The following is a 20,548-nucleotide window of genomic DNA, read 5'->3' on the forward strand; positions in this document are numbered from 1 at the left end:
GAGAGGCCGGCGATCTGGCGCCATGCTGAGGCTGGACCCGTCCTGACCTCGAAGACGACAACGATGCGCAAAAGAAGATCGACTACGAGCACCTTGGCAAACGGCTTGACCGATTAGACGACAAGCGCGTCGAGCGGATCTGGCGGCGCGAGGGGCTGAAAGTGCCGCAGCGCCAACCGAAACGCGGCCGGCTCTGGCTCAATGACGGCTCCTGCATCCGGCTTCGACCAGAGTATCCGGGGCATGTCTGGGCCTATGATTTCGTCGAGGAGCGTACCCACGATGGGCGCAAGTTCCGCATCCTGACCATCATCGACGAGGCCAGTCGCGAGTGCCTGGCACTGGTCGTGTCACGTCAACTGCGCCACGAAGACGTGCTGGCCGCGTTGGCCGACCTGTTCATCGAACGCGGTCCGCCAGCGCACATCAGATCGGACAATGGCAGCGAGTTCATCGCCACCGCCGTCCAGACCTGGCTCGGACAGATCGGCGTGAAGACGCTCTACATCGCCCCGGGCTCGCCATGGGAGAACGGCTATAACGAGAGCTTCAACGGGTCGCTTCGCGACGAGCTGCTCAATGGCGAGATCTTCTACAGCCTCGCGGAGGCCAGGGTGCTGATCGAGGCATGGCGCCGTCACTACAACACCGTCCGGCCGCACAGTAGCCTGGGCTACCGCCCGCCGGCCCCGGAAGCGGTGACACCGCCATTACCGGCCTCCGGTTCCGCTTCGCTCCACCTACGCACGGCAATGGCGGCGGAGACGACAATGCACTAACTAACAAGCCGGACCACCCGGTGGGGGCTGCTCACAGCTTCCCGCCTGCTTACCAGGATCCGACATTCGTTCAGGTCGGAGTTAGCCGATGCCGCGAGTATTCCTCACGGCACTGCAGCCAACCGAAATCCTCATCCATCTGCGTGGCTCTTCGCAGCTTCGGCCAGGGCATCGATGAAGACCCGAACCTTCGCCGACAAGGCCCGGTGGCTTGGATAGAGCGCGTGGATCGCAACCTCGTGGGTACGTCCGGCAGGCCACAACCTGACCAGTCGGCCCTCCCCGACAGGAGCTTTGATGAGGAAGTCCGGAAGCCGTGCGATACCGCAGCCGCCAAGGACGGCGGGCAGGATCGCTGCGGCGTCGGAGATCACGGCGTGCGGGCGGAATTCGGCGTGGCCCGCTGGTCCAGCTGCGCCGTCGTGATAGGCCACTGGCCGGTCCGCATAGTCGAGCAGGGTATGGGCATGGAGATGGCTGGCGCGAAGCGGCGTGCCGCGCACCGCGAGATAGTCAGGGCTCGCACACAGCCATGTCTCCGATGTCAGTAGGTGCTTCGCGATCAGATCGCTATCGGCCAACGGTCCGACCCGGACAACCATGTCCACGAGTTCGGCCGGCATGTCGATGATGCGGTCCTCGATCTTCAGGTCGACGCGCACTTGCGGATAAGCCGCCATGAAGCGGGGCAGCATCGGCGCAACCAGCGCGCTTGCGATCGTGAACGGCAGACTGATCCGCAACGTGCCGCTCGGCACGGCAGCAAGACCTTCGAGCGCCGCCCCCGCCTCGTCGACATCGGCGAGGATGCGAAGGGCGTGCGGCCGGAACAGGGTGCCAGCGTCGGTCAGGCGCATATGCCGGGTCGAGCGATCGAGGAGGACGGCACCGACCTGCTGCTCAAGCCGAGCCAACGCGCGGCTAACGCCTGATTTCGGTAAGCCCAATGACCTTGCCGCGGCCGAAACGCTCATCAGGTCGGTGATGCGCACGAAGGCACGAAGATCAGACAGGTCCATCATTGTTGCATCGTATGCAACACCTGTCGCGCATAGGCCATCTAATCAGGCCGCCGTGCAACGACTATCCTTTCCCCGACACGAAAGGATGCACCATGAGCCCTACGATAAATCAGACCCGGCCCGATGCGGTGACGGCGTTCCCGATCCACATACCCGACGCCGACCTCAGCGACCTCGCCGACCGGCTCGATCGTGTGCGCTGGCCCGACCTCGGCACGACCACGGATGGGCGTCAGGGGCCTGCCTTGCCGACGATCCGGCGATTGGTCGAGCACTGGCAGGACGGCTACGATTGGCGGTCTACGGAGGCCATGCTCAACGGATGGGGCAGCAGCAGGACCGTCATCGACGGACTGGGCATCCACTTCCTGCACATCCGGTCGCCGCACGCGACTGCCGCTCCACTGCTGTTGACGCACGGCTGGCCCGGCTCGATCCTCGAGTTCCGCGACCTGATCAGGCCGCTCACCGATCCGCCATCGCATGGCGGCGATGCCGCAGACGCCTTCCATCTCGTGATCCCGGCGCTGCCGGGCTTCGGCTTCTCGGACAAGCCCACCGAGCCCGGCTGGGGCGTGGGCCGCACCGCCGCGGCATGGGGGCAGCTGATGGAACGGCTGGGCTACGGCGACCGCTGGATGGCGCAGGGCGGCGACTGGGGAGCGGCGGTGACGACAGCGCTGGCGCATATGCGCGCGCCCGGTCTCGCCGGCATCCACCTCAACATGGTGATGTTTCAACCGACCCGAGAAGAGATGGCCGACACAACACCCGACGAGCAGCGGATGCTCGACGACGCTCAGAGATATGACCGCGAGTTCTCAGGCTACATGAAGCTGCAGTGCACGCGCCCGCAGTCGATCGCGTTTGCGCTGGCCGACTCTCCGGTAGGTCTGGCGAGCTGGATCTACGCGCTGTTTCAGGACGTATCCGACAGCAATGGTGAGCCCGAGCGCGTGATCTCGCTCGACCATCTCATCGACGACGTGATGCTCTACTGGCTACCGAACTCCGGACCGAGTTCAGCACGCTTCTACTGGGAGGCCTCGCAAGAGATGGCGCAGGGAATGCCACACGGTCCAATCCCGTTACCGGCCGGGGTCAGCATGTTTCCCGGCGAGCAGGTTCGGCTCTCGCGGCGCTGGGCTGAAACGCGCTTCGCGGACCTGCGCTTCTTTGCCGAGGCGGACAGGGGCGGACACTTCGCGGCAATGGAGAACCCGCAGATGCTGGTCGAGCATATCCGTTCGACCTTTCGCACAATCAGGTAAACGGGAGTAGTAGCAGTGCACATCCTCGTCGTCATGACCCATCCTGCCGGCCCGTCGCTGACCCGCTCCATTGCGTCTGCAATCGTCGACGCAGGAGCAGCGCTCGGACACACCGTCGAACTTGTTGATCTGGTAGCGGAAGGGTTCGATCCGGTCTTCGGGCCTGCGGACCATGCAGCGTTCGCCGCTGCTGGCCCAACGCCGCCAGATGTGCGCCGAGAGCAGCAACGGATCGACAGAGCGGATCACCTCGTCCTCGTCCACCCGGTCTATTGGTGGTCAATGCCGGCGGTGCTCAAAGGCTGGATCGATCGTGTGTTCGTGTCCGGATGGGCATTCGAAGAGGATGCCGATGGAGGCATCGTCAAGAAGCTTGGACGGTTGAACGTCCATCTCATCGCGCTGACGGGTGCCAGCGCTGCGACCTATGCCAGGCATGGCTATCGCGATGCGATGCGCGCGCAGATCGATCATGGCATTTTCGATTTCTGCGGTGCGCCGGTCGTCACGTCCGAACTCGTCGACGGTCAAAAGGAAGATTTTGCCTCGGCACCATCGAGGGTTGCCAGCCTTGTCGGCTGCCACCTTGCGTGACAAGCAATGCAGCCGCGCTGCCTGACGACCCACATGCGGTCATCGGACGCACCTTATCCCCTTCCGACTTCTGCCGTTCGTTCATATTCTCAAAGGTCGGTCGATATCACGCCGGAGTAAGCGGTCGTTTGGTAGGACGGGAAGCGGAACGGTCGCATACAGGAAAGCCGGCGTACCCTCGCTGTGACTCACGCCACTCTCGTGTTAGTAGGGTTATCATTTTCGGCATTAGCCTTCGAAATGGCTCGCCTCACCTGATCAAGGTGTAGCGCGGCCACGACATCGCCCCTGGCAAGCTGATAATCCAACCTGCTCTCGACCAGGCGAAGCGCTGTGCCGTCATATTCGGCAATGAGACGGCGGGCTTCATCCTCGGCGGCAGGATGACGGATACTCGGACAGGTCGTGGATCGTTTTCGTCGAATATAACTCATGGCAACTAAAAGGCCGGGGGCCTTGGTGGGTCCGCTGCAGCGTGCTGCAGCACCGTCGAACGAGGTCAGTCGGTACTAGAGAGAGGTGGGTAGCCCTTCTACCAAGGGCGGTAAGAGCAGCGGCGCAGCTGCTGTAAACGGAAAAAGGCGCCCGCATCGCTACGAGCGCCTCACCGGACCGGCTTACCAAGCGTAGGAGCTAACAGTCCGTCCGGCCCTAAGCCGACAGTGGTTAGATGCCGTTCTTCAGGTTCGTGTCGGCATCGTGCGTGCGCATGTCTTCGGCTTGGTTCTCGCCGGTCGCGCGGACTGCTTCGGCAGCGTTCTCGAGATTGGCTTCGGCTGCTTCGCTCGTGACGTTGTCGGCAGCTTCCTCGAGGTTATCGGCGACCGCTTCCGCGTTCGCTTCGATGTTGTCGGCAGCCTGCTCGCGCGGGGTGTTGTTGCAAGCGGACAGCGACATCAGACCAACGGCCACGCCGAGCGCAAAAACCTTCTTCATTGAGCAATATCCCTCTTTTTGGAGGGAATACGCCATACGCCGGCAGGAAAGGTTGGCAAGTCTGCTTGATACATGGACACAGTGGCGTAGCCCGTCGCATCCGGTTGCTTCTATGATGACGACGGGTAAGGTCCGCTCTGTCTTAAAACGGAGTGCGAACAGTATGAATATCAGTGACCTTGCGAAGGACGTAGCTTCGATAGCGGAAACCAGCGAGGCAGACGCGAAGGTAGCGGTCCTCGCGGTGTTCGAAGCTATCGGAAACGCAGCGGCCAAGGGCGAGGACGTTGCAATTCCCGGGTTCGGCAAATTCTCGGTGAAGGATCGTGCCGAACGGCAAGGGCGTAACCCGGCAACGGGTGAAGCGATCACGATTGCCGCAGCCAAGAAGGTCTCGTTCACGCCCGCCAAGGGACTGAAGGACAAGCTTTGAAGCAAATAGGCGACTGGTTGCCAGCTTGGCGTTCCAGATGCCCTTAAAGCGAAAGGCCGCCCCTCTCGGAGCGGCCTTTCCATTGTCGGCCAAAGCCGGCAACCGTTCAGGCGCAGGCATGTCCCGCAGAAGCGATCATGCCCATACCCGTTGCTGTACCCGGCGTGTGACAATGAGACATTCGATCACCTCCTTTCAGTCGTTGATGCTACCGTTAAGATGGTCGAGGTAGCGGTCCAATTAAGATGCATTGCGATCCGTTAGATTGAAGGATCAGCAGTAAGCGATGCGTACGCGCCAACACGATTTAACGCGGCCGGCTCTTTGGCAAACATCGTACGTTCGGTCCTGTCTCGTGCCCTATCGCTTCCTTCTGCGCGTCCTGAGGTTTCGTCGTCCTGTGAATGCACGTCTCGGAGACGTCCGACGCAAAGGGCTTCTTTCTAGCGCAACGGTGCGTTTAGCGACCGTAGTCGGGCCGGAGCAGTGAGCGGTTTTCCTGACTATTGGCCGGCTCCTTGAAGTTTCCTTACCGGACCGAGCCGCGGCGAAAAAGGTTGATGATCGCCAGCAGTACAATCGCACCGACCAACGATACCAGGATCGACTGAATGCTGATGACACCGCTGGTGATCGGCGCGCCGCCGATCAGTGGCGTAACGAGGAAACCAGCGAGGAGCGCGCCGACGATCCCGACGACGACATTCAGGATAATGCCCTGCTGACCATCGGTGCGCATGATCAAGCTGGCGACCCAACCGATGATACCGCCGACGATGAGGAGTATGATGAGACCCATGACCATTCCTTCAGGTTTATCGAGAACGATGGCTAAACGGGTGGCGTATCTGTCCGGTTCACGAGCACCTCTCCGCAACCCTACCGCCGCATAGTGCGGCAGCACTACAACGATTGGTGCGCAGTTGGGAACGTCGCGCCGTCTGAATGGGTTGGATGGGCATGTCCGACCCCGCTGCTCCACCCACGCTCCGCCACCTCGAACAGCTCATGGCGCAACTGCTCGACGGCGTCATCCTTATCGACCCGACCGGGGTTATCCTACGCGCCAATGCCGCGGCGTTGAAGATGCATGGCATCGATCGCATTGAAGATCTGGGACCCACTGCCGAGGCCTATGCCGAACGCTTTACCCTGCGATCTGCTAATGGCCACCTGCTGAAACGGCGCGAATACCCACTGTTCCGGTTGCTTGCCGGTGAAGGCTTTCCGGATGAGACGGTGCAGGTCGCCGCATCGGGCGAAGACGAAGTGCGTTGGGTTCATGAAGTCCGCGACGTGACGATGGACGTTGATGGCGGTGACGCCGACTATCTGGCGTTGGTCCTGAGCGATGTTTCCGCACGTTTCAACGCGGAGCGCCGGTTCAAGGCAATGTTCGACGCCAATCCGGCACCGGCTCTGGTTGTACGCCTCCGCGATCTGCGCATCGTGCAGGGCAATCCCGGCTTCCTGGACCTGACCGGCTTTTCGCAGGAGCAACTTGCCGGCAAGAGTCTGTTCGGGCTCGATCTGCTGAGAGGACTAGCCGACCCGACCGGCACACGGACCAGGATCGAACAGGGTAAGGTCCTGCCCCAGCAAGAAACAGAGTTGCTCGTCGCAGATGGAACGCAGCGACTGGTGCTGTTCGCGGGGCAACCTATCGACGTCACCGAGGAAGACGCACTGCTGCTGACTTTTGCAGACCTGCAACCGCGGCGCGAAGCCGAAATCGCGTTGCAAGCAAGCGAGCGGCACCTTCTGGCCGTCTTCGAAATGGCACCGGTTGCGATGGTGGTGACGCGCCACGCGGATCATCGCATCTCGCGGGTGAACGCCGCCTTTCGCTCGCTGACCGGTTACACAAACGACAGCGCATTGGGTAAAACCGCCGATGAGCTGGCATTGTGGGAAACGTCGTCCGAACGAGCAGCGGCGGAAGCGGCCCTGAATGCTGCCGGATCGCTCCTCCAACAGGAGGTACGATTGTTGACCCGTGGGCATGACCCTCTCGACTGTGTTGTCTCTGCGCAAACTGTCGATATGGACCAGCATCCGTGTGTGCTGTGGGTCTATCAGGATGTCACCGAACGGCGGCGAAGTGAGGTGGAGCTAGCGGCCGCCATCGACGAGGTGATGAAAGACGCGAGCTGGCTCAGTCGATCCATTCTCGACAAGCTGGCCACGTTGCGGAGTACCACCCCGACTGCTCCGGCGATCGAGCTCAGTCCTCGCGAGCGCGAAGTCCTAGGCTTGATCTGCGACGATCTGGACGATAGCGCCATTGCCGAGCGGTTGAACCTGTCGCGTAATACGGTTCGCAACCATGTCGCCCGGATTTACGCGAAGCTGGGGGTCAGTCGGCGCAGTGGTGCCGTCGTCTGGGGTCGGGAGCGAGGGCTCGGTTCGCACAGATTGTAGACGCTGACCAGCTGGCTAGCGGACTGCCCAGCTAGACATACGACAACGTCTGAACAGTCCGCGGCACTAATGGCATAGTGCTGCCGCACCATACCGTCCGATGCGCGTTGTGAACCCCTTTCGCATCGACACGTTCGGACTTCCCCGAGGTCTTACCCAGAGGATCACGCTAGCTGCGCCGACCGGCTGGACCTCGGTGGCACAAACTCGACTGGAGAGATAGCATGAGTGATGGCAACCGGAGCGGATACGGGGACAATGCTGCCGAAGGCGGCATTGCCCGGCGTACCGAAGGCGCGTTCGATCGGTATGACGATCCGAACCGTGGCCCGCTTGATCGGGCTGCGAACGCCATCACCGGCGGCAGCGGCGGTTTGGACGGCGCGCTGCATCGCGACGATCCCAACAAGGGTCCGTTCGATCGGACCGAGAATGCCTTAAGCGGTCACGACGATCCGAACCGTGGCCCACTCGACCGCACGGCGAATGCCGTCACTGGTGGCGTGGGCGGCGTCTCGGCCGCTACGGCAGGAACTTCACGTGGGACAGGCCGGACCGTCTCAGCGGTCTTCGACACCGAAGCCGAAGCACAGCGGGCGGTGGCCGACCTGCGCAGCGCCGGCGTCAGCGACAGCGCGCTGTCGGTGATTGCACGCAGCAACGGCACGACAACGGCCCGCAACGTCGATGGCGAGATCACCGACGAACATGATGGAAGCATCGCCCGCGGTGTGCTTGGCGGCGGTGCCTTGGGTGCCGGCCTCGGCGTACTCGCGCTGGCAATTCCGGGCGTTGGTCCGCTCGTCGCCGCCGGTGCAATTGCCGCGTCCGCTGTTCCGGGTGCGATGGCGATCGGCGCTGCCGCAGGTGCTGCGGCCGGAACGTTCAACGAAGTGTTGAAGAGCCATGGCATCAGCGACGAGGATGCGTCTTACTACGGCGAACGCCTGACTGCCGGTGGTGTCGTATTGACTGTCGACGCAACCGGCGCAAACGCGAATGTCAGCGACATCTTGCGCCGCAATGGCGGGCATAACGTCAGCAACCCGCGCACTACCGCCCTTTAACGTACTATGGATGACCGGGACACTGCGCTCCCGGTCATTGTGTGCACATTGGTTACCAGGGGCCGCAACGGAACATTCCAAGGGCGTGAAACACATACGCCCTTTGATCGTCGGCGGTTATTATGAAGCAACTTGGCAGCAGTTCCGCATATCGCCGGGTTTCGATTACCACAGCGCTACAGTTTGGATCTTGTCCGCACCGACGGCGAAGGCTCCAAAGCTTCGAAATTACACGGTCCGCGACGCCGGCTCCCCGTGAATGGTTCGACCCAGTTGCGGCCGTTTAGCAGCCACAGTGAGGTGCCCAGCTTCGGACATTCGTTAATGTGAGTTGTTCGGGGTTCCAGAGGTACAAGGCCCGGGCGCGCGGAACCTTCGGCGCTCGCCGGCGGGGGAGATCTGTCTCCGTCAACACCGGCAATTGGCCGTGTGGGCGATGTTGTTTGCACAATGCCGGGATAAAGATGTAGCGTACGCCAACAAAGGGCGGATGCAGTGATGGGAACGTTTGCCACCGACGACAATAGCCCCGGCTGTGGGTGCCTGGCAGTCCTGTTCGCGGGCTTGATCATCAGCGTTGGCATCATCCGCGACGATTCTCTACGATCCGCGAGCGATATCGGTGCCGAGGTATGCCCGATACACAAGCTCTGCAGCCGTGACCTTCCCCCGACTCGGGTAGCGGAGCTCACGGACGCTCTGGACGGAACGGCGTCGGCTGTTGTTCATCTGGACGGAGGCCGGATTGAGGCGCCGCTGTCGCCGGGCGAGCGCGCTCGACTGGTGCAAGAGTCGATCACAAGCCGCATCTACGACATCGATCGCGACGTTCGCGAGCTCGAGCGTGCGCGAACCATGGCGGAGCGTCTTCAGGATGCGATAAGAGACTTTGGTGGGCCGCTTCGAAAAGATGCAAGCGAGGACATGGCTACGCAGGCCGGGCTATAGGCGCAGGGAGCACGATGATGAACATGGCTGTTCAAACGATGCTGGCATCCTCGTTCGGAGCCGCCGTCCAGGAGATCATCTTCTGGTATAATCTTCGTCACAATCTGGACGAGGAGAAATATGCCAGCCTAGTGCGCTCGCAAGGTTACTGGCTCGCCTTGGTCGTCATGATCGCCGGAACCGGGCTTGCTGCCTTCTTTTGGTTCGATGGCCCTGACTGGCCCAAGAAGAAGGAGGCCCTCACGTTCGGGATCGGTCTTCCTCTGCTCGTCAAGCAGCTCGGCAACGCCGCGACCAGCGGGGTCAAATACGGTGCGAGGACCACGCTGCTGCGTTATTTTCGGGGCTCTTGAGTGGCTCGGCCAATCACCGCTGGGATCCTGTTCGCAGCCCTCCTGCTCGGAGGCGCTCCATTCGCCGAAGTGACAGCGCAACGACGGGGCAGCAGCGGTAGCAACGATGTTCGGTACGAGCGTCCCGAGAAAAGCAGGGAGGATGCCCGTCGCGAACGGGTTCGTGAGGAAGAGCACCGCCAAACCGCTCAAGACACGCTGTTGCGACAAATCGGCCTAGACCGTCCGGCAGCCAAGGCACGGCTTAGTATCTATGAACGGGCTAGGCAATTTTACGTTGCTGGCGGTGTGCGTAAAGGTCTCACCGCCTTTCGCGCACCGCAGGCGCCAGAAACACATTTAGATGCTAGCTTCAACGATCCGCCACTCACGCATCTTTATGCCCTGTTCGGCCGCTCGGTTAGGGATCGCCCTGACACCGCCACCGCTCTTCTCGGCCCGCCCCTCCGACCTGGCCTCGCGATCTTCAGCGCCGTGCCTGAAACGAAGAAGGAGTTCGTTGACGTCTTCGGTGAGGAAGCCGTCCCCTCCCGGAGTGCCCTAGAGGCCGTGCGTGCAGGAAGTCTCGCACTCGATCGAATTAAGGGCAGTCATGTCGCGGTGATCACGCTTGCGCAGGTCGTCGAGGCGATCGGTCGCATGCGCGAGTCCACGGTGCTGCTCGTCGGGCACAACGAGAGTGGCGTTCTGATCTCGCCCTCGGGAAATAGGCTGCCTCTAGGAGACATTGCGCGATCCTGCGCGAGATTCGGCAAGCTCTGCATCTTCCTTTCCTGCCGGGCCGCGAAGCACGTTCCCGGTGCACACGGGCCGATGGTCGACGTCTCGCCGCTCCAGGCATCCCGCATGGCCAGCAAGATTGCCGCAATGCTGGACGAGCAACCGACGAAGTCTCTGGAGGCGCTTGTGCCTGCGCCAGTGGTTGCTCCGATGATCTACGCTGACCCGTGGCGACTGGTGAGGAACGTGGATGCTATCATTGCCGAAGAGACGACGGGTCGCACCCGTCTCTTCTACGTCGGGTTAAGCGTCGGCGGCGTCATCATCGTTGCTCTGGTCGTTGTCGACTTGGACGGCACCTGTGACGAAAAGTCTGAGGATTGCTCGATCTGAAAGCATGTTTTGCGCCGGGGTTCGGGTGATCAACACGAACGGAAACTATGTCAAGAAGCGCTGGCGATCACTTGAGTGTTGGCGCGCAGCTCGTTTGCCGACTACCGACAGGACTGGGGTGGAATACTCAGGTGACCCACGTTCCGCCATTCGCAGCAGTCGAAGCGTTTCCCGAAAGCTGCCGTCCATACATGTTGTACCGCGCCGTTCCGGCACATGTCCTGGCCGGTCAGCGACGTAAGCTAAGACGGTCAGCACGTTCATGTTGATCGATCGGCATTTTTACGCTTTCGCTATGTAGTCGAAACGGGGGGCAGCGACATGCATGCAGCGGCGGAGTTTGAGCTGATCATCGCGATGTTCCTCGTGATTGTCGGGTTGCATTACGTCGCGCGGCTCCTCTCTCTTCCGCCCGCGGCCGCGCTCATCGTCGGCGGCGGCGCAGTCGCCTTCATCCCCGGCCTGCCCGCCGTCGCCATCGACCCGGAGCTGGTCCTCGTCCTGTTCCTGCCACCGCTGCTCATGGATGGTGCCTGGTTCACCGCGATCGCGCCGTTCCGTCGCCACATGGCCGGCATCCTGTCGCTAGCGGTCGGCGCCGTGTTCTTCACGACCGCCGTCGTTGCGATGGTCACGAAGCTGCTGTTGCCGGCGTTGCCGTGGGCTGCCTGCGTGGCGTTGGGCGCTATCCTGTCGCCGCCCGACGCGGTGTCGGCCCGAGCCGTTCTTCAGCACGTCCGGCTGCCGCGTCGCCTTTCGACGTTGCTCGAAGGTGAGAGCCTGCTCAACGATGCCGCCGGCTTGGTGCTGTTCCGCTTCGCGGTTGCGGCGGTGTTGACTGGCACGTTCAGCCTCGGCGCGGCGACAGGCACCTTCTTGCTGCTGGTTTTGGGCGGCATTGCGGTCGGCGCGGCGATTGGATCTTTATGGGTCTTGCTGTTGCAACGGCTCGGCGACGACACGCTGATGATCGCGGCGACGATGCTGGTGTGCTGGAGCGCATATATCGTGGGCGAGCTTCTCCACGTCTCCGGCGTGATCGCCGTGGTGACCGCGGGTCTTACCTGTGGCTGGTTCCAGCATGTCGTGTTCAGCGCCAGTGTAAGGATCCGTGCGCTCGCGTTCTGGCAAGTACTGGTGTTCCTTCTGGAAGCGGCGGTGTTCACCCTGATCGGGTTGTCGCTGCGCGGCATACTCGACCGCGTCGGCGATCCCACCCGCATCGTCGACACGATGGCGATCCCGGTGCTGCTGATCGTCATGGCGGTGATCGTCGCCCGCTTTGTGTGGATCTTTGCTGCCGACGCGATGGTCACGGTCCTGCGCCGCATTGGCTGGACGTCGGCCCGCCCACTGGGTGGACGCGCATCGCTCGTCATGAGCTGGGCAGGTATGCGCGGCGTGGTGACGCTGGCGGTCGCGCTGTCGTTGCCTGAAGCGATGCCGGCGCGCGATCTGATGCTCGTCGCTGCCTTCGCCGTGATCCTCGTCACCGTTCTGGTTCAGGGCACCTCACTTGGCTGGATCATCAAACGCGCGGGTCCGGCCGAAGACCCGGCCGCGCTGCCGCCGCTCGACCTCCATGCCGCCGAGCACGCGATGTTTCGCGCGCAACTCTCGGCGGTCGAGCGGGAAGCACATGACGCCGACGGAGAACTCATCCATCCTCAGCTTCTTCGTCGCTACCGCGCGCGCGCCACGGTGGGCGAGACATTCGACGGCACCGCAGAAGAACGCATCCACGCAATCGCTCGCCATTTTGACGTCATCATCGCTGCGGTGGAAGCTGGGCGGGCCGAACTGGTCAGGCTGCATCGCGCTGGCCAGATCGACGACGAAACCCTCCACGATCTCGAACATGACCTCGACCTCGAAGAGTTGGGGGCAGTCGCCGCCAAAGGTTGAGGCGGCGTCTGCAGGTCGACTATATGACAGCCGCACCAAGGGGGAGTAACATGATGGCCGACCGTATCCTGATCTTCTACGGCTCGTATCGATCCGATCGGCAGGGCATCCGGCTTGCCGATTATCTGGTCCGCGCCTTCTCCGCACGAGGCGCAACGCCCGAACTCATCGACGCTCGAGCGGTCGGGCTGCCGATGCTCGATCGCATGTACAAGGAATATCCGAAGGGCGAGGCGCCGGCTACGCTGGAGGAACTCGCCGGCAAGATCCGTGCGGCGGACGCCTTCGTTTTCGTCACGGGCGAATATAATTGGGGCCAGCAGCCCGGCCTCAAGAACCTGACCGATCATTTCCTTGAGGAATGGTTCTGGCGTCCTGCCGCGATCGCTAGCTATTCCGCCGGGCGGTTGGCGGGCGCGCATGCCAGCGTGGCCTGGCATGGCACGCTCACCGAGATGGGGATGGTCGTGATCTCCAGCACACTGACTGTCGGCGGGATCGGTCACGCGCTAGATGCAACGGGAGCGCCAAGCGGTGACGCCGGCGCGGCTCTCGCTAAAACGTTTCCGCGGTTCGCCGACGATCTGGCGTGGTGGACGGAGGCAGCGCGAGAACAACGTGCGCGGGTGGCACCGCCATACTGATCGCGATGACCCTGTTCCGGACATTGCGGCAAGGCTGCCATGCTCCCGAACCCGGCCGTTCCGGCGTGCCATTTACCGCTGACGCGACGTGCCAATCAGCGCTGACATCTACAGCCATGCCGCAGGGTCTAGCTATCGATCTCGGCACTCATTGGTGGCGGATCGCCGATGACGGCGGAAAGGAGCTGGCGCGCTTCGATCACAGGATGTTCGAGGACATCCGAAACGGGGCCGCGGTGACCTACTTCGATGCCAATGGCGACGGAATAGCCGAGAACGTCCAACCCACGCGCGCGGTCGCCCGCTACCTGGCCCGCGCCAACCGGGCGGGCGTATGCGACGCGGCCATCGAGGGCCACATCCTCCACACCATCATGGCCGCGCTGCATTCCGCGACCGGCGACCAGCCAACCGACCGGCGTAAACGCCTCCGCCGACTGCGAGCGCGGATCGACGATCAGCGCCCCTGAAGCGGCTCGGCGACCGATGGCGCGCGATGCGGCATGACGGGCCGACGGCGCCCTTGCCGGCCGGCGACGGATACCTACGCCTCTCGGCTGCCACCGTGCTCGCGACCGCGGCGGCGGTGATCGCGGACCATCTGCCCACCCTTCTACAGGATATCGACGGCAGGATGCCCGGGGCGTCCGGATCGGCCGCCATCGCACGCGGCGAATACAACGGCTTCGGCGAGTTCCGGTCCGCACCACCGCACGGCGCTCGCAGTCCGCCCGCCGGCGAGAACGGCGGCGGCCAAGTCTCGGACACGCTCGACGGAAGATTAAGACGTCATTCGTAGATGCGGTTCCGACGGTTACTATCAGGAAAGGGAAAAAAGAAATGTTCTCCGCGCCCATCCGGCAGTTCGACGAGGCCCAGGTCATCCACAGACTCGAGCAGGTGCTCGGCGATATCGACACAGGCAACGGCACGCCACTGGCCGCAGCGGCCGCTACCGCCTTGCTCACGGACGCGGCGGCGACCCGCAACGGCCTTCCGGACGTGCTCGCATTGGACGACGATGCGCTCTTCCACGCGGCGGCACAACTGCACTACATGCTCACGGAGGGTCGACACGAATCCAAACTGCCGTTCGGCAGCTCCGCGTCCAGCTACGATCCGGGGGGCGTGAAGGTCGCGGGCGAGATGCTGGTGCTGGAGGCGGGCCGTCCGGGCCTTCATCCGATGGAGTCCACGCGACGCGACGCGCACGGTCCAAACCTCGAACTGCTGCGTCGTCTCATCACGCGCAAGACCCGAAGGCTCGCCTGCCGTCGCATCGGCCTCCCATCGGCCAAGACGATCGTTGACACGGACGAGCGCACGATGCTGCAGTTCCCGCCCTTCGCCGAGGCCGGCGGCATGGTCCTGCAACGCCGCACCTGCGATACGGGCGCTCCGCGCTTCTGCTCGGCGACGACCAGGCAGATCGAGGCGTTCGCGACCTCGATCGTCGAGGACATGCGCGCACTCTGGACCCGCCGCGCCGAGATCGGTGAGCGTGCAATGCTGGTACGCCGGTCCGCGGAGGCGGGCATCCTCGCGGAGTGCGGCCCGGAAGCGGACATCGCCGTCTCCTGCATCTCGATCGAACTCGGCATGCAGCGCGAAGACCGCGATCCGTCCGTCTACATCGAGTATGATTGCCTCGACGAGGCGCTGAGGCGCGGCACGGTCATCGACTACCTGCCCGGCAGGAACGAAGCGACGCCGCGAAACCTGCGGCGGATACCGCGCGTGCATCGCGAGCGGACCGCGGAACTGGAGGAACTGCGATCCGCGGGGGCCGCCGGTCGGATCGACGACGTCGCCGCCGCGATCGCCTCGGCCGCGCCCGGCGGCCTCGTCGCCGTGCTCGCGAAGCTCTCGGAGAACTACGACGCCTTCGTCACCATACCAACCTCGGGTGCCCCGCTCTACGCGACCCTGTACTGGCGGGACGGTGTGATCAAGGCGGAGGCGGATTGCCGAGACCGCCTCGACTACTGCCGGGAAAGGCTGGAGCTGCGGAACGTTCAGCTTCCCGACACGGTCGTCGAGACCCTCGCGGGACGATGGGTTTCGGAGACGGCCGAGCTGCCGTTCGATCTGACATGCAGGATCACCGGAGGCCGCGAGAACGACGCCTCGATCGTGCTCGACCTCGACGTCGGGACATCGCTCGTCAATTGCACCGAGGGTCGCATCTGGCCACAACCGGCCGACGGAGACTTCGGCGAGACCTGGTTGCGCCTGCCGCCGCCCTACGATGAGCGGTGACGGTCGGCGGAAGGGCGGCGCCTCGGGGCGGACGGCGAAGGCGCCTCCGACTCCGATGTCGCGACCTTCACCGATCAGCGCACAGGCCTCGTGAGGCCAGCTCCCCTCCCCGCCCCCCGCAGGATGCCGCTTCGCCCATCGCGGCCGGCGACGCCCTGCCTGGGCGCCAGCCGATAGACGCGTCGCCGGCTCAGGACGTCGACGAGGTCGCAGCACGCGACGCAGGGACCATCGCGTCGCCGACATGCCCATCCCGCGGATGGCGGTTCGATCGTCCGGGGCATCGAACCTCGACGCCGTGCCCGACGAAGGCCTGTACCAGCTCAACCGGATCGGGCGGACGAAAAAATCGACCCAGGTCCAGGGAGGGACTTCCCACGGACCAAATCCGGTAGTAAAGTCTCCACGAAGGTATGCGGGGACGGTTTACAGACCGTCCCCGCCAGCCGCCGGCGGATATAGACCACCCGCCGGGACCGCATCGCAGAACGCCTCAGCGTCCGTCCGCAACGGATGAAGAATCGCGCTTTCGCGAGTCGGTGTCAAGGTCCGGCTGAAAGGAACTTGGCATGAGCAGGACGTGGAGCGTTGACTACAGCAAGATGAGGCCGGGCATGCCGCCGGGGCGCTTTGCCCTGGCCATGCGGCGCCTAGCCAAGCGGCGGCGGCTAGCTGCTCGCGAGGAGGACCCCGACGATCATTCGCGCGGGGTAGACCCCGCGGCCCGCGATTGAGCGGGCGGCGGCCTATCGTGACGTTCTAAGGACGAGGAAAAGGGGGCGTACGTGATGAAGATGACCTATCCCTTCTCGGATTACGGTCGGGTGTTGAAGCTGACGCGCGCGGTAGCTGAGACCGCGGGCGTCACGACGGTCGACGGGACGGCAGCGTCGCTCGGCCTCAGCCCGGCGTCAGGGAATTTCAAGTATCAGGTCCTCGCCGCGCGTCTTCTCGGGTTCATCCTTCGTCGCGGGGACCACCTCACCATCACCGATCTCGGTCGGCGTTTCGTAGGTCCCGGTCCCGATGACGCCGACGTCGGCTCTGTCATCGCCAAGGTGCCGGCCTTCTCGAACCTTCCGTCAGCACCGGCGGACGGGATCAGCGACGAAGCCGTTGCCGAGGCCCTCCTTTCGGCAGGCGTTCCGGAGGTGAGGGTCTCGAAGGTGGTCAGGTTCTACACGGATCTCGTCGCCGGGACCCCGACGGCCGAAGCAGCGTCGCCGGTCGCCAGGCCTTCCGCCGCAGGCGCGACGGGATCCCCGACCGCCTCCGGCACCGACGGCGGTCGTCCCGACAACGCGGCTGCGGACCGCGGGTGGCTGCTCTCGGACGACGCCCTCAGGGCCCTCCTGGCCAAAGCGCCTCCGGGGGGGGGAGCATGGTCCGTCGCACGCCGGGAGAACTTCATCGCGAGTGTGGACGCGCTGCTGCGCGAACTGCTCTGGTCGTTCGACTGAGACCTCGTCGAGGCGAAGCGTCACGGGCCTCGCCGCCGCTGCCGGCACCGGCACGAGGTCCGAACCATGTGACCGGTCCCGGTCGCGTGGCAGATCCGGGGCGGCTCGAAGCGAAGCATCCCGACCATCCGGACGAGGATCGCAGTCCAGCGCGAGGAATGTCCGGTACACGGATACCGATCACTTCGTCCATGTCGCCCTCGCCTTCTATGAAGGTTCGCCATTCGACGCATGACAGACGCGGTCGAGGCCAAAGACCCGGCGGGCCCCGTGCCGCATGCCCGGCCGATGGGATCCGCCGTCGGATTGCCGTCGAACGGCTCAGAGACGAACGTCGGGCCGGAGGATCGCCCCGGCGACCAAACCGCCCACCGAGCGAACGAGGACGACCGCCGGACGCGTCGCGGTCGCGTCGGACGGGAAGAACAAGGCCTGCAGGTCACCGCTGCTGGCTCTGACGTCGATCTCCATGAGCGTGAGCGGGTGGAGATCGACGACCTCGCCGGCGGTGACCTCGGAGAGGTCCACCATACCGCCCAGCAGCGCGGCCCGATCGGCGGTCGCGGTCATCGCGCTGGCGGTCGTCAACGCCGACGGGGGCCCGTCCCCGTCCCCGGCGATCAATGCCAATTCGGGCCGCCCCGCCCGCATCAAGGGCAGGACGACGTCAAGCGGGTCGTCAGCGGTCACGAACGGGGGAGGTCGGAGGTTCATCTGCGCGATCGGGCGACCGGGGAAATGCGAGAACCGCGTCGGTGGCACGCGCGCGACAGCCATCACTGTCGAATGCCGGCGCGTGAAGTCCCTCACCGCCAACGAGTGCAGGCCGATCAAATCGAGGATCGCGTTCAGCTTGGCCCCGTGGTCCTGCCGATCGTGTATGGGCTCGTGATGCGCTATCCGGTTCCGCAGGTCGTTCACCTCGGCCGCGCGGCGCTGGACGTCGCGGCGGCGCATTCCCGCCACCAGATTGGGAAAGGCCGCGATCAGCACGTGATCCGGCCATACATGGTCGTAGTCGTCCCGGAACAGGTTGGACCAGAAATCGAACGTCAAGGCGGCAACCAAGTCGTCCGCGGTCGGCTCCGGCAGGCCTCTGGCGATCGCCGCCCGTACCAGGCGGTCGAGCGCGCGGGCATGCGACTGTTGGGAGAACGTGTTGAGACCGAAGGGTGGCGCAAGCACCCAATCGCGACCATACACGGCGGACAGGGCATGGTTGATGGCGTTGCGCGTGGCGATCTCGCAGATGCCGAGCGGAAACAGGAAGGCCTGGGAAAGCCGGCCGTTCCAAAGGTACAGGCGGATCGCGTGTCCGCGATCGCCGTGCGTGCCGAGGTAGGCGGCGAAGCGCGGCCCGGAGAGGGCCTGCTCGAGGGCGTCGACGGTCTGCGGCGTCGGAGCCGCGAATTCTTGACTTTCAGCCATCTCGCGCCTACTACATGTCTCATAGCAGCCGTATCCGCACGGATCGGCAACGGACCCCGGGGCAGGTACGCCTCCCCCGGGGCCACCCCTTCCAGAGCAGCGACATCGACCGGCATCGCCTTTCTGAACGCCATTGCAAATCTAACATTGCCCGCACGCTGTCAACGGCTATTGTGTACGCCGGTAAAGAAACTTATACATCGATAACGGAAGGAGTGCCGCTCTTGGATTTGGTGGGGGTCGCGGAGATCGCCGAGATGCTCGGGGTCTCGAAGCAGGTCGTGGCGAACTGGCGGGGCCGCAAGGGAGGGTTCCCGGCACCCACGGCGACGCTGAAGGCGGGGCCGGTCTGGACGCGCGAGGCGATCACCGCATGGGCGGTTTCGCAGGGCATAGCCGTGCGCCAGGAGGAGGAGGTCACCAGCATCGAGGCGGAGGTCCGTCGTCCGGCATCGGTCGCCGCCTTGATGAACATGAAGGGCGGCGTCGGAAAGTCCACCCTGACCGCGAACATCGGCTGGCACGCCTCCTACAATCGCGGCATGCGCGTCCTCCTGGTGGACCTCGACCCCCAGTTCAACCTCAGCCAGTACATCCTTGGCGTCGAAGGATACGAGAGACTCGTCTCCGACGACGATGACACCATCGAGACGCTGTTCCGGCACGAGCCGGGAGAAGGACCGGCCGACATCCGCGACCTGATCCGCGAGGTCCACGGCTGGAACGACGGATCCTGCCTCCACCTCGTGCCCGCCAGCCTCGACCTCGCATGGAGCATGCGGCTCGCACTCGAACGCGCCCATGTCCTGCGCGACGCCCTGGACGAGGTCCGCGACGGCTACGATCTCATCATCATCGACTGTGCGCCGACCGAGTCCATCCTCTCGACAGCGACCTACTTCGCCGCGGACTGGATCCTCGTCCCGGTGAAGCCGGAGTTCCTGTCGGCCATCGGGCTCCCGCTACTCCTGAAGTCGATCACGGAGTTCGAGAACACCCATCGCACCGAAATGACGCCCCAGATCGCCGGCATCGTCTTCAACGACGTCAGCGACAGGGTGGAGCATGACCGGAGCAGACGTTTCGTGCGCGACACGGCCACGCGCCACGCCATCCCGGTATTCCGGAACGAGATAAACCATTCGGACAGCTACCCAGCCGGCGCGCGTCAAGGTAAGCCGATCTTCCTCACGGACAACGCCCGGTCCACCCGCAAGGAGGAGCTGGAACGGGTGGGCGACGAATTCCTGGGGAGCATTGGCCTGTGACGACCAAGTCCGAGGCGCTGATCCGCGATCTGGCAGCCCTCTTCGTCAAGTACCGCCTGAGCGATTGGAAGCCGCTGCTCGCCGAACTCGAGCAGCGCGGAGGGTCGGCGGCACTCGCCAAGGCCATCAGCCAGCACGCCGCCCGGGCATCCACACCCGCAAAGCGCGTCAAGACGAAGGCAGTCCCCCCCAGGTCCGCCGCGGCGAAGCCGGTCGAGCTGGACCTGGAGCCCAGGTTCACGGGTCCTCACGCCGCGACGATCGACGAACTGCGGGACGCCATGGTCTCCAAGCGATCATTCCCGCTGATGCCGGATCTGAAGGCCGCGATCACCGCGCTGGGGATCAAGGGACCGCTGAACGGACGTCGCGATGTGCTCGTGATGACGCTGACGGAGCATCTGGACCGGCTCGAACCAGCAGCCTTCGAAGCCGCGTTGCGGAACCTCGCGAGGCAAGAGGAACGCAGCCAGCCGGACACGGTGCCGGCCTACGATCGGTGGTTCGATCTGATCACCGCGGGACGATCAAACGCGCGGTAGGCCTGCCCCCCTCTCCGACCCGTCGGTCGTCCAGCTCCCCCCTCGCCGCGGCGCGGTGGGACGCCGCGACGCCCCTCCCCGCCCTGACCTGGCGCGCGCCGGTAC

General features: G+C 64.0%; 20 protein-coding genes and 1 pseudogene. 17 read left to right on the plus strand and 4 right to left on the minus strand.

Translation table 11 applies throughout. The annotated features are described in order from the left end of the window. Nucleotides 1-113: 113 nt before the first annotated feature. Nucleotides 114-779 (plus strand): annotated as a pseudogene (locus MF607_RS19970) (IS3 family transposase); the annotation flags it as partial. A 131-nt stretch (nt 780-910) separates the two neighbouring features. Here the strand turns inward: MF607_RS19970 and MF607_RS19975 are convergent. Beyond that, nucleotides 911-1,801, minus strand: a complete 891-nt coding sequence (locus MF607_RS19975; RefSeq protein WP_242121917.1) for a LysR family transcriptional regulator — start codon at nt 1,799-1,801, stop codon at nt 911-913. Between the two features lie 92 nt (nt 1,802-1,893). Between MF607_RS19975 and MF607_RS19980 the strand changes: the two genes are divergently transcribed. Together MF607_RS19980 and MF607_RS19985 are read left to right on the plus strand one after the other, a co-directional pair. Beyond that, a complete protein-coding gene (locus MF607_RS19980) occupies nt 1,894-3,072 on the plus strand; it encodes an epoxide hydrolase family protein (protein ID WP_242121918.1) in 1,179 nt (392 codons plus the stop codon). A 15-nt stretch (nt 3,073-3,087) separates the two neighbouring features. Next, entirely contained in the window at nt 3,088-3,666 is a 579-nt protein-coding gene (locus tag MF607_RS19985) for an NAD(P)H-dependent oxidoreductase (RefSeq protein WP_242121919.1), read from the plus strand. A 666-nt stretch (nt 3,667-4,332) separates the two neighbouring features. Here the strand turns inward: MF607_RS19985 and MF607_RS19990 are convergent. Further along, nucleotides 4,333-4,602 (minus strand): hypothetical protein, encoded by a 270-nt coding sequence (locus MF607_RS19990; protein ID WP_242121920.1) that lies wholly within the window; start codon nt 4,600-4,602, stop codon nt 4,333-4,335. Nucleotides 4,603-4,765: 163 nt separating this feature from the next. Between MF607_RS19990 and MF607_RS19995 the strand changes: the two genes are divergently transcribed. Continuing rightward, nucleotides 4,766-5,035 (plus strand): HU family DNA-binding protein, encoded by a 270-nt coding sequence (locus MF607_RS19995; protein ID WP_242121948.1) that lies wholly within the window; start codon nt 4,766-4,768, stop codon nt 5,033-5,035. 529 nt (nt 5,036-5,564) lie between these two features. Here MF607_RS19995 and MF607_RS20000 read toward each other — a convergent pair. Beyond that, nucleotides 5,565-5,834, minus strand: a complete 270-nt coding sequence (locus MF607_RS20000; protein WP_242121921.1) for a GlsB/YeaQ/YmgE family stress response membrane protein — start codon at nt 5,832-5,834, stop codon at nt 5,565-5,567. Nucleotides 5,835-5,989: 155 nt separating this feature from the next. Between MF607_RS20000 and MF607_RS20005 the strand changes: the two genes are divergently transcribed. From MF607_RS20005 to MF607_RS20055, 11 genes are all read left to right on the plus strand, one after another. Beyond that, entirely contained in the window at nt 5,990-7,456 is a 1,467-nt protein-coding gene (locus MF607_RS20005) for a PAS domain S-box protein (RefSeq protein ID WP_242121922.1), read from the plus strand. Nucleotides 7,457-7,830: 374 nt separating this feature from the next. Then, a complete protein-coding gene (locus MF607_RS20010) occupies nt 7,831-8,523 on the plus strand; it encodes a hypothetical protein (RefSeq protein WP_242121923.1) in 693 nt (230 codons plus the stop codon). Nucleotides 8,524-9,021: 498 nt separating this feature from the next. Next, on the plus strand, nt 9,022-9,471 hold the full coding sequence (locus MF607_RS20015) for a hypothetical protein (RefSeq protein ID WP_242121924.1): 450 nt from the start codon (nt 9,022-9,024) through the stop codon (nt 9,469-9,471). Nucleotides 9,472-9,485: 14 nt separating this feature from the next. Next, nucleotides 9,486-9,824 carry a hypothetical protein gene (locus MF607_RS20020; RefSeq protein WP_242121925.1) on the plus strand — a complete coding sequence of 113 codons (339 nt, stop codon included), beginning with the start codon at nt 9,486-9,488 and terminating at the stop codon, nt 9,822-9,824. 288 nt (nt 9,825-10,112) lie between these two features. Beyond that, nucleotides 10,113-10,937 carry a hypothetical protein gene (locus MF607_RS20025; RefSeq protein WP_242121926.1) on the plus strand — a complete coding sequence of 275 codons (825 nt, stop codon included), beginning with the start codon at nt 10,113-10,115 and terminating at the stop codon, nt 10,935-10,937. 321 nt (nt 10,938-11,258) lie between these two features. Further along, a complete protein-coding gene (locus MF607_RS20030; RefSeq protein WP_242121927.1) occupies nt 11,259-12,842 on the plus strand; it encodes a Na+/H+ antiporter in 1,584 nt (527 codons plus the stop codon). 53 nt (nt 12,843-12,895) lie between these two features. Next, nucleotides 12,896-13,486, plus strand: coding sequence for an NADPH-dependent FMN reductase (locus MF607_RS20035; RefSeq protein ID WP_242121949.1), 591 nt, complete (start codon nt 12,896-12,898; stop codon nt 13,484-13,486). 5 nt (nt 13,487-13,491) lie between these two features. Beyond that, on the plus strand, nt 13,492-13,956 hold the full coding sequence (locus MF607_RS20040; protein ID WP_242121928.1) for a hypothetical protein: 465 nt from the start codon (nt 13,492-13,494) through the stop codon (nt 13,954-13,956). Nucleotides 13,957-13,982: 26 nt separating this feature from the next. After that, nucleotides 13,983-14,285 (plus strand): hypothetical protein, encoded by a 303-nt coding sequence (locus tag MF607_RS20045; RefSeq protein WP_242121929.1) that lies wholly within the window; start codon nt 13,983-13,985, stop codon nt 14,283-14,285. A 41-nt stretch (nt 14,286-14,326) separates the two neighbouring features. Then, nucleotides 14,327-15,745, plus strand: coding sequence for a hypothetical protein (locus MF607_RS20050; RefSeq protein WP_242121930.1), 1,419 nt, complete (start codon nt 14,327-14,329; stop codon nt 15,743-15,745). A gap of 788 nt (nt 15,746-16,533) precedes the next feature. Beyond that, a complete protein-coding gene (locus MF607_RS20055) occupies nt 16,534-17,205 on the plus strand; it encodes a hypothetical protein (RefSeq protein ID WP_242121931.1) in 672 nt (223 codons plus the stop codon). Nucleotides 17,206-17,526: 321 nt separating this feature from the next. Here MF607_RS20055 and MF607_RS20060 read toward each other — a convergent pair whose 3' ends face one another. Further along, nucleotides 17,527-18,633, minus strand: coding sequence for an Abi family protein (locus tag MF607_RS20060; RefSeq protein WP_242121932.1), 1,107 nt, complete (start codon nt 18,631-18,633; stop codon nt 17,527-17,529). A gap of 233 nt (nt 18,634-18,866) precedes the next feature. Here MF607_RS20060 and MF607_RS20065 point away from each other — a divergent pair, with 233 nt between their 5' ends. Together MF607_RS20065 and MF607_RS20070 are read left to right on the plus strand one after the other, a co-directional pair. Beyond that, nucleotides 18,867-19,901 (plus strand): AAA family ATPase, encoded by a 1,035-nt coding sequence (locus MF607_RS20065; protein ID WP_242121950.1) that lies wholly within the window; start codon nt 18,867-18,869, stop codon nt 19,899-19,901. Beyond that, nucleotides 19,898-20,443 (plus strand): hypothetical protein, encoded by a 546-nt coding sequence (locus MF607_RS20070; protein WP_242121933.1) that lies wholly within the window; start codon nt 19,898-19,900, stop codon nt 20,441-20,443. The genes MF607_RS20065 and MF607_RS20070 overlap by 4 nt, the downstream gene beginning before the upstream one ends. The last annotated feature ends 105 nt before the right edge of the window (nt 20,444-20,548 follow it).

It is taken from the genome of Sphingomonas lacusdianchii, assembly GCF_022664395.1.
GTDB classification, from domain to species: domain Bacteria; phylum Pseudomonadota; class Alphaproteobacteria; order Sphingomonadales; family Sphingomonadaceae; genus Sphingomonas; species Sphingomonas lacusdianchii.